This is a genomic window from Dialister succinatiphilus (genome assembly GCF_928721695.1).
In the GTDB taxonomy this organism is placed as follows: domain Bacteria; phylum Bacillota; class Negativicutes; order Veillonellales; family Dialisteraceae; genus Dialister; species Dialister succinatiphilus.
Window position 1 is genome coordinate 962038 of the sequence record NZ_OV788641.1, and the last position, 16690, is coordinate 978727.

Genomic DNA, 16690 nt, shown 5'->3' on the forward strand with positions numbered 1-16690 from the left:
CTTCTTCATGGACTGTCATCAAAGGGGCGGTGGATGGTATAATAATGAAATGAATAGAAACCGCCCTCGTTCCTTCCGGCTGGCGCCGGAAGTCTTGCGGATCAGTATTTCTAAAGAATGGAGAAACCTATGGTAACAGAAGAATTACAGAAGAAACAGGATCATCTGGAAGCATATCTGAAACAGCTGGGCAGCGTGGTGCTGGCCTTTTCCGGCGGCGTGGATTCCACTTACCTTATGCATGAAGCCAGGAAGGTGCTGGGGGACAGGGCCATGGCAGTCACCATGAACCTGGCTTCCGTGCCGGAAAGGGAAGTGGCAGACGCCATTGAATACTGCCGCAGGGAAGGCATCCGGCAGGAAGTGGTGAAAATGGACCAGTTCGGCATTGAAGGATTTGCAGAAAATCCTTCGAACCGCTGCTATCTCTGCAAACATTTCCTTTTCAGTTCCTTGAAGAAAATCGCGGAAAAGAAAGGCTTTGCCTATGTCATCGACGGCACGAACCTCAATGATGCCTCCCAGTACCGGCCGGGGCTCATGGCCCTTGAGGAACTTGGCATCAGGAGCCCTCTCCGTCATGCCGGCCTCTACAAGGCAGACATCCGTGCCCTGTCCAAAGAAGCGGGTCTTTCCACCTGGAGCAAACCCTCCTTTGCCTGCATGGCTACCCGTTTCCCCTATGGAGAAACCATTACAGAGGACAAGCTCTCCATGGTGGAAAAAGCGGAAGATTTCCTTTTCTCCAAAGGCTTCAAGCAGTTCCGGGTGCGGCTTCATGAAGGAAATCTGGCCCGCATCGAAGTACTGCCTGAGGATTTGTGGAAACTTTTCCGCATCCACGAGGAAGTGGTGCGCACTTTCCACAGCCTGGGCTTTGCCTATGTCACCATGGACCTTCAGGGCTACCGCATGGGCAGCATGGATGAAGTGCTGTAAGGGTCGCCTTCGGCGGCCCAGGTTCTTAAGATGGACCGGCCCTTTCGAGCCGGAGGGTTCTTAGGTTTGACGGCCCTTTGGGCCGAGGGTTGTGGTATCGCCCTATGGGGCGATGAGTATGAAGTCAGCGTTACGGGATTGGCCTTTCTGTGTCATAGGGGCAGCGGATAGCCGACAGCGGTCTTTATCGTCCCGCCAGCCCCACCCATTATTGTCATTGATGTACATATAAAGGATTTCATCATGGATATGAAAGATATACTGCAGAAGGTAGCCTCCGGCGCCCTGCGCCCGGAAGAAGCGGAGGCGCTTCTCCGGAAAAATCCGGCAGACCGGCCCTATGAAGAAATGGGATTTGCCAAGCTGGATACGGACAGGAAAGCCCGGTCCGGCTTTGCGGAAGTGGTATACTGCCAGGGAAAGTCTGATGCCTTTATCGGGCAGATTTTTAAGAAACTTTACGAAACGGAAGGGGAAGTCTTCGGCACCCGGGCTTCTCCTCACCAGTATGAACTGGTGAAGAAAGTGCTGCCTTCCATTTCCTATGATCCTATTTCCCATATTCTGAAGCAGGAAAAGGAGAAGGACCATATCGGATGCATTGCTGTATGCACCGGCGGCACTGCCGATATATCAGTGGCGGAAGAAGCGGCCCAGACGGCGGAATATTTCGGCAGTCATGTGGAGCGGATTTATGACGTAGGGGTCAGCGGCATCCACCGGCTCCTGTCCCAGGAGGAACGGGTGCGCAAGGCCAGCTGCGTCATTGCAGTGGCCGGTATGGAAGGGGCCCTGGCCTCGGTCATCGGCGGCCTGGTGAGAAATCCGGTGATTGCAGTGCCCACGTCAGTGGGGTATGGTGCCAGTTTCCACGGCCTCTCTGCCCTCCTCACCATGATAAATTCCTGTGCCAACGGCATAGTGACCGTCAATATAGACAATGGATTCGGTGCCGGTTATGTGGCCACCCAGATCAACAGACTGGCAGAAAGGGGAAAAGTGTAAATGGGAAAATCATTATATTTGGAAGCATCCTCCGGCATTGCGGGGGATATGTTTGTGGCAGCCCTGCTGGACCTGGGAGCGGATCGGAAAGCGCTGGACAAGGCGATTTCTTCCATTCCCGCCAAAGGCTTTACGGTGGAAATCGGGAGGGTGCAGAAAGCAGGTATTGACTGCTGCGATTTCAATGTGATTCTGGACAAAGAACATGAAAACCATGACCACGACATGGCCTATCTCTACGGCCCCCTGCCGGAAGCAAGGGAAGCGGCTCATGAAGAACACCATCACCATCATGAGGAAGAAGGCCATCATCATGAGGAGGAAGAGCACCACTGCCACTGCCATGAAGATGGACACCATCACGAGGAAGAAGAGCACCACTGTCACTGTCATGAAGACCATCACCATCATGACCATGGAGAAGGGCACCATCATCATGAACACCGCCATCTGAAAGATGTGGAAGCGGTCATTGATGGCACGGACATGACCGAATCTGCCAGGGCTCTGGCAAAGAAGATTTTCCGCATTGTGGCAGAGGCGGAATCCAAAGCCCACAACCTTCCCATAGAGGAAGTCCATTTCCATGAAGTGGGAGCCATCGACTCCATTGTGGATATCATTTCCGCTGCCGTGTGCTTTGACAGCCTCCATATCAAAAACGTGATTGTACCGAAGCTTTCAGAAGGCAGAGGTACTGTCCGCTGCCAGCACGGCGTACTTCCGGTGCCTGTGCCGGCTACGCTGAACATTGTCACTGCCTATCACATGCCTCTGGAAATCATGGACGCCAAAGGGGAATACGTGACCCCCACCGGCGCTGCCATCGCAGCGGCCCTGGCCACCTCCCATGAGCTGCCTGCCTCCTTCACCGTTCTGAAAACAGGTCTGGGCGCAGGAAAAAGGGACTACAAGGAACGGACCAATATCCTCCGGGCCATTCTCATTGATGAAGCAGAAGGGCCCTGGGAAAAAGACCAGGTCGTGAAGCTGGAAAGCGATATCGACGACGCTTCCGGCGAAGTGCTGGGCTATACCATGAAAAAACTGATGGATGCCGGCGCCCTGGACGTCCATTTCACCCCTATCTACATGAAAAAGAACAGACCGGCCTATGAACTCACGGTGATCTGCAGGGAAGACAGAAAAGAAGCCATGGAAAACATCCTCTTTTCCGAAACCACCACCATCGGCATCCGCGAGCTGGCGCCTCTCATGCGCTCCATCCTTCATCGGGAAGAAAAGGAAGTAGACACCGCCTACGGCCGGGTCCAGGTAAAGGAAGTCACTCTGGGCAGCGAAAAACGGCGCTATCCGGAATATGAATCGGTGAAGAAGCGGGCAGAAGAAAAGCAGGTGCCCTTCCAGACCGTTTTTAATGCAGCGAAAAACAGCATATAAAAGACCCTGTATAAAAAAGCCGTGAAAAGGATTGCTATTTTCACGGCTTTTTACATGCATTTCTCACTTTCTTCCTGAAAAAAGACTACAATAGGAAAAGAAATGATTTTCATAAGAAGAAGGGATACTATGTTTGGACTTACAGCATATGCAGAAATCATTACAGGGCAGTTTCTTCTGAGTCTTGGCGCCCTGTTTTATACAGGCTGGTGGCTCACGGCCTTCCGGCCCGATGCCAGAAGCGGAGGGGCCCTCTCGGCCCTGCTGTTCCTGCTCCTCGCAGTCTTTGGCCTTTCCGGTACCGCCTTGACGGTCCACGGCATTCATGGACTTCCCCTGCCGCCCTCCTGGCCCGGAGGGACTCTGCTCCTGGCTTTGGCCCTTTTGGTATATTTCATCCTTCTTGCCGGTTCTGTAAAGCTTTTCGGCCGGAAACCTACCACAGAACTCATCCTTCTCGTTCTCTGGGCCCTCATGGAAATCATGGTACTGGGAGTGCTCCATGAAGCAGGCGGCCTTGCCGGCACTGCCTATGGTCTCACCTGGGCCGCCGTGGCTGCTGCTTCTCTCATCGCCTTTACAGCCTACATGATGTACTATCGCATGGATGATGACACCGCCTACATTACCGGAGCCGTTCCTCTGCTGGTAGATGGGGCAGTGACCCTGATGATCGCCCTCTGCGGACGATAGCGGAATCCGTACTCATTCATGCAGCTGCTCCACTGTCTGAGGACCCGCTGTTTTCCTGTATTTCACCTTCCGGCCCTCCACCCGAAAAGCCTGATGATGTAAATGATAGTCTTCAGGGACCCGCTTACATCATCAGGCTGTTTTTTACCTGCCAGCAGGTTTTAAAAGTTCTGATGCACCGGAAGGTCTTTTCATGATTCACTGATATGGCCGCCAGTCATGGTGAGGCTGTCGATGATTCCCCGTACATCCCGGAAGGTGCAGTCGGTCAGCTCCAGCCGGGAGCGGATCAGAGCAAAGAGGGGAAGAGCCGTTTCCATATCTTTGAAGGTGGTCCGCAGGAATTTCAGGTTCTGGCAGTCTGTGGCGGACACCAAACCGTAGCTGCATTCCCGGATTACACTGTCCCTGAGGAGAATGCTGCTGCAGAACCGGGCTTCATACCCATAGGTTCCGCATCCGTACAGGTCCATATGATCCATGGTCATATGAGTGACGCTATCCAGTTTCAGCACGGCGCCGTCACAGAATCCTTTTTTGAGTTTATGGCCCATCCGGAGGTGGGACAGTTTCAGGTTTCGGCAGTTGACGAATTTCAGTACCGGCGTATAGGGGAATTCTGTAACAATTTCTGCAGTAATGGTCTCCGTATCAAATCCCCGGATGGTGAGATCCTTGAACCCGGCAATGTCCAGTGTGCAACCATCGCCCAGATACAGACCGGCAGGGGCCGAATCATAGTAGTCGGAGTAGTGAAGCAGCCGCTCTGAAAATTCTTTCTCCTGCCAGTTTGACAGATTGTATTCGCCCGGTGCCAGAACGATTTCCGTATTGTCCGCCAGTGATTCCATCATTTCGTCTACATTGTGGACCAACACTGTTTTCTGGGCCCCCAGGGCCGCCGGAGTCATCGTCAGGACCAGCAGGATCCCTAAAAAGATACCCCTGATAAACCTCATCCATTTGATTTTGCCAGGCTCTTTCATTACCAGACACCTCCTGTTTCTGGGAATCTCTTTACTGATTATGCCGCCGCAGCTCGACGTATGCACCGGCACGATCCTGTTGAGAATGCGGATTTCCCATGGGCTGCGGTTCCAGCATTTCTCGATCGTGACAGCATCCCTTCCCCTGCGTTTGCGCCGCTTCTGCCGAAAGTCCCACCCCTGCTGACGGGATGGCGGTACAGAGAAGCAGGGGCAGGCCCTTCTTTGTCAAGGCGGAATGATTCTGTCTCATAGAAAACGCATCTTTCCTGTTTTCTGGGTATTCCGCAAGGATCCCGGCCTTACTTTTATTTTACTAAAAATGGACAGAAAAAAAACCTGTACGAAAGTACAGGTTTGTAGCATGAAAGATGAGCAGGATATAATCAGACAGTCAGAGGAGATGACAGACACCAGGCAGCCTTCCTTCGGCGTCGTCATTCTGGGCGATAGCGTAGAATCCCGGCTCGTGGAGAAAAGGAACCGGCGCCGCCAACGACCGGTCATCAGGAAACACTGTTTTCCATGAGAACTTTTTTATTTTAAAGAGATTATATAGACAGAGAGAACTGAGGGGCCCGGAAGAGGCGCCGGCCTCCCTGCCTGTTACGTGCACACACCTTATCAAGGGACAGGCGGGAGACAGGAAGAACTTCCTCATATGAATCAGAACTCTCCGACGCGTCAAAACTTCACAAAGAACTCCTGAAGATGACCTGCCAGACATCCTGGTGGCAACTATGGCTATACCAGTTCTTCCTTGACGACACAGATATTCCGCTTAGGCGGCTGCTCCTGGCCGATTCATCGAAGCTGAATGCCTGAGCCCTACCGCGCATCAGCATGGGACGAATCAGGAGTTTTTTGCATGGCATGAAAAAGAGGCCGTGAGAGATGATACCCATTTCTCATGGCCTCTTTTTATGCACCCATTTTCAGGAAAGCTTCTCCAGCACCGCCCGGCAGCCTTTGGCAATATCCTCATAGGTTTTCTCAAAATTTCCCGTATACCAGGGGTCCGCCACATCTCTTGCTTCTCCCGCCCAGTCAAGAAGGCGGGAGATTTTTTTCTCCGGATCCCCCTGGGTGAGACGGGACAGGTCATCCAGATTTTCCTCATCCATGGCAATCACATAGTCCGCCTCTTCATAATCCTTCCTGGTCATGAGAGCCGCTTTTCTTTTCGTAAAGGGAATGTGGTGGGCGGCAAGAGTCCTTCGGGCAGGGGGATAGATATCATGGCCCACTTCCTCGGTGGTGGCGGCCATGGAAGAAATCTCATATTTCCCATCCAGGCCCCTTTGGCGCACCATGTCCTTCATTATCATTTCCGCCATGGGAGAACGGCAGATATTGCCGTGGCAGATGAAAAGAATGTGGAGTTTATCTTCATGGTTCTGCATTGTCATGGAATGTCTCCTTTCGGTGCTTTTATAATCGTTTCATTTCCTGTTTCATTCTTTCTCTGGAAATTATCCCGGCAAGAACGGTATTTTCCAGCAGGGCCCATTTTTCATCTTTGCTCAGATGATGCTGCCGGGAGAAAGTATAGATACTGTGCCTCGTATAGAGGATATCTGTGGCTTCGCCAGGCTTCCATTCCCCTAAGGAGGAATGCATCCATTTCCCTTCGCGAATCATCATATAGAAGAAAATCTTTCCCGGCGCGCTGTGCATGGATTGGAACAGAAGGATCAGGCCTTCCTGCCCGGTATAATCGGCGCGCCAGTCTTCGTAGGGCTTTTTGTCGTATTGACTGACTGCGGAAATGAGTTTTCCAAAGAAGCAGTTTTTCAATCTGGCCATTTTATGTCTTCCGTCTGCTTATCTATTTCTATATGGAAGAAATCTTTCACAATCCGGTTCAGCTGTTCGGCTATTTCTGAAAATTCCCGGTTCAAATCCAGGGTTTTTATGGAAATTTGATTTCCGCTCATCTGATATACATGATCCGGGACAAGAGGTTCATCGGTTTTGGCGTAAAGGAGCATGCCGGCTACCTTATGGTTTGTACCTTTTAGCGCGGCTTCCTTATTTTTTACATAAGTAAAAATCTGATATAAGTTTTCTGAATGCAATGTCTGCGTATCAAAGTGTGTCTGCAGTGTGTGCTCATAATATTTGGCATCAATAATGAGCATCTGCTTTCCATAGACAAGGGTAATATCTGTCTGCATGACCGGAAGCAGTGCGCCATATCCGTCATCCAGCTGCCATGGGATTTGAAGGGCTTTGGAAGAAAATCCTTTTATGCGCGTACCAAACTCCTGGGCGTAGTATTCCAGAATAAACTTCTCGTATAGCCGCTCCATCCTCTGCTTGTCTATAAAACCTGCCAGTCGATATTCTCCGGACTCTGTGGTCAGAAGGGCCCCTTCAATCAGCAACTGGCAGATGGCGAACAGGAGCTGATAGGTTTGATTATTTCTTTGAAAACGGATGTCGGCCCATCGAATATGTGCAAGCTCTATTGGCTCGATTCCGGAGAAGAACAGCATTTCTTTCTTTAATTCGGACTTATATTTTTCTTGTACGTTCTTCTGCTTGAGCAGGAGAAGAACTGTCGATTTGAGAATCCGGTTCATCAGATTGTTCTCAGACAGCTCATCATAATCACAGGTCACGGCTATTTGATTCCGCATTTTGTTACGGATTGTCTCAGGAATATTTATCTTTCCACGGAGTGTGGTTAAGTTGTCTGCATGGCCCATGTATTCTTTATAGAGGCCCTGCTTCAACTGCAGACCGATGCCTTTAGACAGAATTGCTGCAAAGAGATTATGTATGTTATCGAAAGGTTCCTTCCGGATATTGTCATAAACCGATTTTCTCAGTGTGGTGAAAGCATACGACAGCATGTAATAGATGTTTTTTATGAATATGCTCTTATCCTTTGTCATTGAAATACTCCGTGCAGGATATGGTCCCAACGCTGCACTTTGGTATCATCGTCGAACCAGTATTCAGAAAGCATGGGGAGAATATCATAGTTTACCACAGACTGCATCCATTCGTTGGTGCAGGTTTCTTTTGTCTTTCCACAGAAATAGCTGTGCCCTATGCAGAAACCCTTTCCCAGGGACTTGTCTCTTGAGATTTCCCCGTTCAGCTTTACAATTTCAGAAATCAGTTCGTTAAAAGTCCTGTTGTCAAGAGAATGCTGATACTCTTTGAATCCCTTTGATTCAAATGCCGGAGCCATTTCAAAGAAACTGAACCGGCGGCGCAGAGCATAGTCAATCATGGCGAGGCTTCGATCGGCCGTATTCATCATGCCGACGATGTAAAGATTTTTCGGAACGGAAAAGGGCATACCATTATAGGCCAGCGTCGCTTTTGTGCCGCGATAGTCTTTCTCAATCAGCATCAAAAGTTCCCCGAAAATTTTACTGAGATTTCCCCGGTTGATTTCATCAATAATGAAGAAAAACTTTTTATCCCGATGATTTTCCGCTTTCTTACAGAACTGGTAGAATATCCCATATTTTAGCTCATAGGAATCGCCGGATGGTCGGTAGCCCATCACGAAATCTTCATAGGAATAATTCTGGTGGAACTGTACGAATTCAATACGGCTGTCATCTTTTTCGCCCATCAGTGAATAGGCCAGTCGTTTGGCGGTAAATGTTTTGCCTACACCGGGAGCCCCCTGCAGAATGAGATTCATCTTGTTCAAAAGTACTCCGGAAAGCCTGTCGTATTGATTTTCACTCATATAAACTTCGGACAGAAAATCCTTCTTTGTATAGGAAGTGTTCATATCCTTGGAAGTTAATGGGTTTTCTTCACGAATCATGTCCATGATGAACTCATATTCGTCTTTGGTCAATTTGAAGAAGGTGCCGTTTGGATTCTGGAAGAATTCCATCTGCTCAAGCTCCGGACATTCCTTCAAAGTTCGGTAATCGATGGGATTGACAAGAGACTCGGTTTTCTCAAAACAGATTTTCATGCCATCATTTGCGGCGCTGACCTTAGCCAGTGCTACCACCTGTTTTACAGGGTTGGACTCATAACCGATAACTAAATCACCGGCTCTGGCGTCCAAAAAATTCTGGAATACACGGCGTTTATTTCCATTCTCATTGAAAAGGGTATACTCCTGCACATGGCTGGTCTGCAAATTAGAAAAACTCCAGATTTTCGGATTCGCATTGAGCCACCAGTATCTATGCTCTTCACTGCTTTTCGGCTTTTCAGTAAACTCCATGTCGTCAGAATCTGCTTGATTCGATTCCTTATCAGCTGGTTTAGAAATATTGCGAGAAATATAAAAACCCACATCGAAGGTTAGTGTTCTTAGCTCCGAATCTGGATAGCAGTCGTCTGTCAACTGGCTCTTGAATAGGTCAATAAGTGTGGAATCCCGTTTTAGGCTCTCACGGATTTCATTGTAAAAATCGTAGAAGCTTTTGAGATTATCGGTATAGGAGCCTTTCTTAAATTTATAATTACTGTCTAATTTATTAGATACAGACCTTGCTTCACTATATTTATACACATAGTATTTATCCGGGTAACGGAGCCATAAATATGTGGTGATGGCATTTTCATGCTGGTAATGCTGTTTGGCGGTGCTTTTATACTTTTTAAGGAGAATGTTCGACTGCTTCTTGAAAGACTCAATTCGTCCAAATACGTCTTTACTCTCATCAAATAAGTCCATATACATGGCACGTACTTTTTCCGGCGCGGCGTGGGCAAATTCTATAATCATTCCCGCTGGAAAATTATTTGTTGAGGCCAGAAGATTGGAAGTCTTAGAAAGAGATTGACTGAGCATGTTTTCAAAATCCGCTGCGTGAATATCCCAGTTATCCTGAAAGCATTTGACTGCTTCCCATTTGTATTTTTCTTCATTCCAGTGTGTAGTGACGAAGTCTTTCTTATACTGCCTAAGAGCTTCTTTTAAGCGAAGTTGATTAAACATTTCTATAATATCCTCCATGACATGTCCGCACAGGTCAAAATGAAATTAAAAATAAAGATGCCGTATATGGGGCCTTTACTTATCATTATAGCAGTTTCATAGGAGGCCGTGAAAACAGATAAAAAACGGATATCCGGTTTTCTACAGAGCAGCGGAAGATGCAAAAATAAAAGCCGGGGTGCTGGCGAAGGCAGCAGGAATTCACATTGGCGAACTAGTTCATATTGATTATTCCTGGGGGAAAGTTGATTTTGAAGTTAGGCCGGTACAGGATGTGTGCTTTGAGAGCTGCGGCATGGCTCCTGCTGGAGGAATCAGTATGGATATCGAACCAGATGATATGGAAGTGGAAGATACGGTGACTGTTGTTTGGGAAATTATAAACGAAAAATAATGCCTATTGCATGGAGGGGGCCTATGCCTGCCGGCAGGAAAACAATTCATTTATTTGCTGAAATTTGGGAGAGCCAATTCCGCTGCCATCGTGCGCATCCTTCTCTTTTCTTTATAGAGGATTTCGACAAATGGTTTGGTAAGGAATGCGATTTCCTTGGCTTTCAAATGGACTGCGGGTATCAATTTGCAGACCGTTTGGAAAAAGAGAAAACCTTACATAAGGGGTGTTCCCCGGCGAATATGATCAGCCACATTTATAATTGGGGAGTTCTGGGATCCGGCCTGTTTTCAAAATGGCGCTATTTTACTCACTGGGCCAACGCCTCGTTGGAAAAAGACATTGATTGGTTTATCCTTGTGCTGCATCAGCTGTACAAAAGCTCTGCTTCAAAGAATTTATAAGAGCTGTTTTTTTAATGTCCTGGCGTATTCTTAAAAGAGGTAGAAAGAGTTCATCAGCCATTGCTGTACAGGTCTTCTAATGTATAGAGAATGACACCGGGTCTGGGGGTCACTTGATAGCCGCTGCGGGAAAAGAAGCCGTATCTATGGCAGTTCATTCCTGTCTGTTGGACCTGTCGGATTTCGGTCTGAATCATGGCATCGGTCACAGGGGTCTTCCGGAATTTGGCTTCATAGAAGATGTATCCTTTGTCGTCGTGGGTGACTACATCAAATTCTCCATTTCTATGCTCTTCAGGTAAATCATAGGAATAGGTGCCGATGGCATCAAAAATTTCTGGAAGCCGGCCTTTTCGATTCTGGCGGATGAGGAACTGGCGGCACAGGGTTTCAAACTGTTTCGGGACGAAGGTCTCAGAAAAGTCATGGGTAATGTACCGGTCCCAAAACGTATCCGGCGCCATAATCTGCCGCTGTGAACTGTAGGGAAACAGATATCGGTAATAGAAGCTGGACAGATTGTCGCTGATGAAATAGCTGGCTTTCTTTTTGTTATTTCTGTCATTAATGGGAGCTTCTTTTTTCACCAGTTCCATGAGTATCAGCCGTTTCAGCACTTCGGCCAGCGCTGAACTGCTGGTGATATGGGATTGGGACAGAATATCCTTAAAACGGTGAAAGCCCCGTGCCAGTGCTTCAAATGCTTCGTTTGCATTGATGAACCGGGACAGTTCTCCCAAAAGATACATTTGGATTTCATTTTCCAGCCGGGCATCGGGCTCCACCAGCAGGTTCATCACATTTTCGCGGACGCTTCGGGTGGAATCTATGAGACGGTTGTAATAAGGCACGCCGCCGAAAACACTGTAAAGCCGCACCTTGTCTGCCGGAGAGAAGTCCGGGTAAAAGGCAGCCGATTCGAAGTAATCCATGGGATGGATATGAAGGCTCAGGGTGACCCGGCCATATAACGGATTTTCTTCCAGCATCAGTGATTTCATGGTATCCACAAAGGAGCCGCAGAGAATCAGCTTCAACTGGGAACGCTCCCGATAGGAATCAATCAAAGACTGTAAAATGCTGTCCAAACCGGGCACTGTCTGACGCAGATAGGGGTATTCATCCAAAACCAGAACCTGCCTTGTGCGGCAGGCCTGCTGAAAAAGAAAATCAAGCAGCTTTTCCATGCCCGTAAAGGCCAGAGGCGGATACTGATAAACCTCAGAAATCAAGGCAGACAGACTTTGGACGTTATTCATCTCCGTTGTCCGCTTGCATTGATAATACAGCCCCTGGATCTTTGCGGTTTTCAGAAACTGCTTAATCAGCTCACTTTTACCGATTCGCCGCCGTCCGTAAATCAGCACAACTTCCTGATTCGGGGAGTCATACATCCGGCGAAGCCGTTCCATTTCCACTTCTCTTCCAATAAACATGGAGCCACCTCCTGCTTTTCATTTTAGTCATATGGATTTTACTAAAACCCTTTTGAGTAAAATTATACTACATTATGCATTGTCGATTCAATGACAGGACTCTTTTTGTATTGTATAGGATAAAAATATATTTTATTAAAATTTAATGAGCACGCTTTTGCCGGTTTGAATGGATGAATTTTCACATTTTTTAGAGAATCATGATGCCGGTTTGCCACATTTTTCCTTGAAGCGGCTTTCTTTTTGTTAAATCACTCCATTGCCAACGGCTCTTTCTTTTGTTTTTCCATGGTATACTGGATTCAGCAAAAGAAATGATGATACTCTATGTAAAAATGAAAGAAAGGAAGAGAGCCGTGAAGACAGCCATTTATCATTCTCCTTTTGGAAATATGGAGCTTTTCTATGAGGAAGGCGGGGTGATTTCTCTTCGAATGGCAGAGGAGGGGACGAAGGGGGAGGCGCCCTTCGGGCTGGCGCTGACTGTGTTCCGGGAGCTGGATGAGTATTTCCAGGGCCGAAGGAAGACTTTTGACATTCCCTGCCGTACCCAGGGCACCGCTTTTCAGGAGAAGGTGTGGGCGGCGCTCCGGGAGATTCCCTATGGGGAAACGAGGAGTTACAGGGACATCGCTGAGGCCATCGGCCATCCGAAGGCTTACCGCGCCGTAGGCATGGCCAGCCATGCCAATCCCATTTTCATTATCATCCCCTGTCACCGTGTCATCGGCGCCGACGGGTCCCTCACCGGCTACGGCGGCGGACTTCCCATGAAGAAGGCACTCCTTATGCTGGAGAAGAAGCATGGCATTTCATAAGTCAAAAAAGGGCTGTGAAGAAATGATTGAATGACATGGATACCATTCTTCTCTCCTGTCATTTTGATGGTGGGAGGGGAGTGGAGAAATTTCAGGCCCCATGGTACATGCAGCATAGCAGCAGGAGATCTCCGGGCTCAGAGTCTCTCTGGCGCTCAAAACTCTTTGCTCTACGACCGACAGGTAGCTCCGCTCGAGATGACGATGAGGCGAGGGGCTTACTGTCATTGAACCCATAAAGACATACCCAAAGGGCTGTGAAGAGATGATTTCCATTTTTTCACAGCCCTTTTTAATTTACAGTTCGCTGAAAAGGGGCACGAAATCCATGAAGGCGGTGCATAGGAGGGTGATAAGGATCACTGTAAGAAGGGATAGCACTGTACCGTATCGGATCTGGGCGGAGGCGGAGAGGCCGTAGCCTATGGGGATGGCCCTGGTGGAAATGGGGAGGATGTAGGCGCAGTTGGCGGCGGCGATGGTGCCCAGGATGTAGGGGATGGGATTCAGGGAGAGGGAGGAGGTTATACCGATGACCACGGGAATGGAAATGGAGGCGGAGGCGGTGTTGCTGGAGATTTCCGACATGAAGCAGGCGAAGAGGCAGGCCATGGCCATTACCGGAAGGCCCGGGGAGAGGTGAAGGGCGGCGATGAGGAGGGAGAGCTCCTTGATGGCGCCGGTTTCAATGACCAGTTTCCCCAGAGCCAGGCCGCTGGCAAAAAGGGCGATCATGCCCCACATGGCGTGGCTTTCAGCGTATTTCCAGGTGAGCATGGGATTTCCTTTTTCATCTTTCAGGAAGAACATGAGCATGCCCAGGAAGAGAAATACGTAGGCCGGCTTCATGGCAGGGAGGTATGGCGCAAAGAGGGGACGGAGGAAGGAGAGCAGGGTGGCGGCGGTGAAGAGAATGAGGCCTATGCGCTCGCCCCGTTTCATGGGACCGAAGGATTTATACATGGAGCGGAAATAGTCTTTCGTGCCGGGGAGGGATTTGACCGAACAGGGCAGGAAAAGAAGGAAAAGGAGGTTCATGAGGAAAATGAGGATGAGCACAGGCAGGAAACGGATGACCCAGTCGAAATACATGAATTCATGGCCTGTCAGTTTTTCCAGATAGGAAACGGCCACCAGGTTGGCGGAGGAGCCGATGGGTGAGCCGAAGCCGCCGATGCCGCTGCCCCAGCCGATGGCAAGGAGGATGGGAATGGCGGTTTGGCTGGTGCTGATGTCCTTTTCTCCGGTGAAATGGAGCATGGCCACCGCAATGGGACAGAAGATGGCGGCTACCACCACGTTGGGAAGGAAAACGGAAAGAGCTGTGGAAGCCAGGAACCATACAAAAATCTGGCTCTTCATGGAGGTGCCTATGGAGCAGAGGGCTCTTACGGAAATTCGTTTGTCCAGTCCCGTGGTGGTCCAGGTCAGGCAGATGAGGTCGCTGCCCAGAAGGAGCACTGCTATCTCCGAGAAGTACTGGCTGATCACGTGATTCATGGGAATGAGATTGAAAAGGGAATTCACGATAATAGGGATAAAGGCGGTGACGTAAATGGAAACGGGCCGGAATATCCACCACAGCGCCATCCAGAGGGTGCAGGAAAGGGCCAGGGCAGAAGACTGCTGGAAGGTGCCGGTAAGAAGAAAGGCAGCAGCGCCAAAGGCGATGGGGCCGCTTAATAGTGCAAGATTCTGTTTCATGGAAACACCTCTTTTATGGACATTAACACGCCCTTTTGGTGCGTGAGGGTTCAGGCGTCTTTCGGCGCGGTCGGGATCGGGACCGGGACTTGGACGGTGCTTTCCAGTATTCCCGAAGGTTGACACGCCCTTACGGGCGTGAGGGTTGATGGCGCCGCCGGGCCTTTGGCCCTGGGCGCCAAGGGTTCTGTCCGGGACCGGCTGACGCCTCCCGGACGGGTTGAGGGCTCCGCCCTCGGGAGTTATATAGTATTGTGGAGGTCCTATGCAGGATGTGCACAGTGGCACTATAACCCGTGCCGCCGATTGGCGGTCAGGATAGCGATGGGGTGTCAAATCGGCGCTCTGCCTTGTACACCCTTTGCCTCTTCGAGGCGTTCCCCTCAAGGGGAAACGAGAAGTATGGAGAGTGAAAACAGAGAGTCATATATTTCATGTACCATTCCGCAGTTTCCCCCTTTTGGTGGCGATTGCCGTAATGTTTATCATGTCATATGACAAAGAAAAGCAAATCCCGTAACGATCTTGCGTCCCCTTTAGGGGAAGAGGGCCACGAAGTGGCGAAGGGATGTACGAGGGTAAGAATGATTATGATACTCGATGTGGACGTGACCGCCGAAAGGCGGCATTATAATGCTCATCGCCCGTAAGGGCGATACCAAAACCCTCGGCCCAAAGGACCGTCAAACTTAAGAACCCTTGGGTCGAAGACCCATCCATCTTAAGAACCTTTTTCCACAACCCTTCTACACAACCCGCGGCGAAGCCGCCACCACCACCCACTGAACCCTTTGAACCTTCTGAACCCTCTGAACCCGGGCCGCGGAGCGGCCCTTTTATATCCATTATATGCATGAGAAGTTACGTTGAAAAACTGTTATTTCTTGTATACAATACAGATAAAATACAGTAATAGGAGGGGCCATGAATTTTCTGTCTATGAAATATTTCCTCATGCTGGCAGAGGAGAGAAGTTTTACGAAGGCGGCGGAGAGGCTGCATATTACCCAGCAGACTTTGTCCGCCCATGTGGCGGCGCTGGAGAGGGAGACGGGGGCGAAGCTTTTTGTGCGCCATGTGCCGCTGGAGCTGACGGACAGCGGCTCCGTATTTCTTCGCTACGCCCGCCTGTTTGTCAGAAATGAGCTGGCTCTGAAGCGGGAGCTGTCTGATGTGTCGGGGCGCTTTGAGGGGATTCTCCGCATCGGTATCGCCCCTTCCCGGGGGCAGGTGATGCTGCCTTCTGTCATTGCCCGTTTCCAGGAGCGGTATCCCCGCTGCGGCATCCGCCTTTTTGAAATGGCCAATGAGGATATATGGAAGGGGCTGAAGCGGGATGAAATCGACATAGCCATGGCGAGGCTTCCCGGGGAGATGCCCGGCATTTCCCACAGGCCCTGGATGAAGGAGGAAATCGTGCTTCTTGTGGAGAAATCCCTTACGGAAAGGCTCTGGGGGAAAGAGGGAAATTCTCTTTTTTCGGAAAAGGAAAGGAAGAAGGGACTGCCTCTTTTCTTCGAAGACTGTCCTTTTCTTTTGAACAGTGAAAATGATATTGCCGGCGCTCTGGCGCGTCAGCTTTTCCGGCGCGGCAGCTTTGCGCCCCCTGTGGCGGTGGAGTCGGAAAATATGGGGACCATGCTCCGGCTCTGTCTTCTGGGGAGGGGCGCCTATTTCTGTCCGGAAAATCTGGCAAGAGCCCTGCTCTCGGAGGAGGATTGGAAAAAGCTTCATGTCATGCATTTTGAGGAAGGGGTCTATGAGCTTTCCTTCGGCTGGCAGACCGGAGCCCACCGCTGGCAGATGATAGAGAAGTGGATGGAGGAGGCGAAACCGGTCTCCTCTCAATGAGGCGGGAGACTGGATTCTTCCGTGAGAGAAGGGGCGCGGCTGCGCCGCAGGTTGTGCAGCAAGGTTATGCTCGCTGACGCTCGAGGGGCGGGAAATATGGCAGGATGACTTTTGGACATAAGAAAAAAC

At 49.8% G+C, this 16690-nt stretch carries 15 protein-coding genes; 8 read left to right on the forward strand and 7 right to left on the reverse strand.

The window, feature by feature from the left end; translation table 11 throughout:
• Positions 1–129: 129 nt before the first annotated feature.
• From larE to NW747_RS04020, 4 genes are all read left to right on the forward strand, one after another.
• Positions 130–939: an ATP-dependent sacrificial sulfur transferase LarE gene (larE, locus tag NW747_RS04005; protein ID WP_273188097.1), complete on the forward strand. Its 810-nt coding sequence runs from the start codon at positions 130–132 to the stop codon at positions 937–939.
• A gap of 243 nt (positions 940–1182) precedes the next feature.
• Positions 1183–1944, forward strand: a complete 762-nt coding sequence (gene larB, locus NW747_RS04010; protein ID WP_008860493.1) for a nickel pincer cofactor biosynthesis protein LarB — start codon at positions 1183–1185, stop codon at positions 1942–1944.
• Positions 1945–3345, forward strand: coding sequence for a nickel pincer cofactor biosynthesis protein LarC (gene larC / locus NW747_RS04015; protein ID WP_273188098.1), 1401 nt, complete (start codon positions 1945–1947; stop codon positions 3343–3345).
• 129 nt (positions 3346–3474) lie between these two features.
• Positions 3475–4038, forward strand: a complete 564-nt coding sequence (locus NW747_RS04020; protein WP_273188099.1) for a hypothetical protein — start codon at positions 3475–3477, stop codon at positions 4036–4038.
• A gap of 191 nt (positions 4039–4229) precedes the next feature.
• Here the strand turns inward: NW747_RS04020 and NW747_RS04025 are convergent, their stop codons facing one another.
• The 5 genes from NW747_RS04025 to NW747_RS04045 form a co-directional block, all read right to left on the reverse strand.
• Complete coding sequence (locus NW747_RS04025; protein WP_273188100.1) at positions 4230–5024, reverse strand: right-handed parallel beta-helix repeat-containing protein; 795 nt, start codon at positions 5022–5024, stop codon at positions 4230–4232.
• A 935-nt stretch (positions 5025–5959) separates the two neighbouring features.
• Positions 5960–6433, reverse strand: a complete 474-nt coding sequence (locus NW747_RS04030; RefSeq protein ID WP_273188101.1) for a low molecular weight protein-tyrosine-phosphatase — start codon at positions 6431–6433, stop codon at positions 5960–5962.
• Between the two features lie 22 nt (positions 6434–6455).
• A complete protein-coding gene (locus NW747_RS04035; RefSeq protein WP_273188102.1) occupies positions 6456–6830 on the reverse strand; it encodes a hypothetical protein in 375 nt (124 codons plus the stop codon).
• The gene (mcrC, locus tag NW747_RS04040) at positions 6818–7924 is read right to left on the reverse strand and encodes a 5-methylcytosine-specific restriction endonuclease system specificity protein McrC (RefSeq protein WP_273188103.1); all 1107 of its coding nucleotides are present in this window, start codon (positions 7922–7924) and stop codon (positions 6818–6820) included. The genes NW747_RS04035 and mcrC overlap by 13 nt, the downstream gene beginning before the upstream one ends.
• Positions 7921–9954 carry an AAA family ATPase gene (locus NW747_RS04045; RefSeq protein WP_273188104.1) on the reverse strand — a complete coding sequence of 678 codons (2034 nt, stop codon included), beginning with the start codon at positions 9952–9954 and terminating at the stop codon, positions 7921–7923. The genes mcrC and NW747_RS04045 overlap by 4 nt, the downstream gene beginning before the upstream one ends.
• Before the next feature lie 118 nt (positions 9955–10072).
• Between NW747_RS04045 and NW747_RS04050 the strand changes: the two genes are divergently transcribed.
• Positions 10073–10348 (forward strand): SIMPL domain-containing protein, encoded by a 276-nt coding sequence (locus NW747_RS04050; protein ID WP_273188273.1) that lies wholly within the window; start codon positions 10073–10075, stop codon positions 10346–10348.
• A gap of 23 nt (positions 10349–10371) precedes the next feature.
• On the forward strand, positions 10372–10752 hold the full coding sequence (locus NW747_RS04055) for a hypothetical protein (protein ID WP_273188105.1): 381 nt from the start codon (positions 10372–10374) through the stop codon (positions 10750–10752).
• Positions 10753–10805: 53 nt separating this feature from the next.
• Here the strand turns inward: NW747_RS04055 and NW747_RS04060 are convergent, their stop codons facing one another.
• Positions 10806–12188: an ATP-binding protein gene (locus tag NW747_RS04060; protein WP_273188106.1), complete on the reverse strand. Its 1383-nt coding sequence runs from the start codon at positions 12186–12188 to the stop codon at positions 10806–10808.
• A 356-nt stretch (positions 12189–12544) separates the two neighbouring features.
• Between NW747_RS04060 and NW747_RS04065 the strand changes: the two genes are divergently transcribed.
• Positions 12545–13006, forward strand: a complete 462-nt coding sequence (locus NW747_RS04065; RefSeq protein WP_273188107.1) for a methylated-DNA--[protein]-cysteine S-methyltransferase — start codon at positions 12545–12547, stop codon at positions 13004–13006.
• 297 nt (positions 13007–13303) lie between these two features.
• Here NW747_RS04065 and NW747_RS04070 read toward each other — a convergent pair whose 3' ends face one another.
• On the reverse strand, positions 13304–14710 hold the full coding sequence (locus NW747_RS04070; protein WP_273188108.1) for an SLC13 family permease: 1407 nt from the start codon (positions 14708–14710) through the stop codon (positions 13304–13306).
• A 924-nt stretch (positions 14711–15634) separates the two neighbouring features.
• Here NW747_RS04070 and NW747_RS04075 point away from each other — a divergent pair.
• Positions 15635–16561, forward strand: coding sequence for a LysR family transcriptional regulator (locus NW747_RS04075; protein WP_273188109.1), 927 nt, complete (start codon positions 15635–15637; stop codon positions 16559–16561).
• Positions 16562–16690 lie beyond the last annotated feature (129 nt).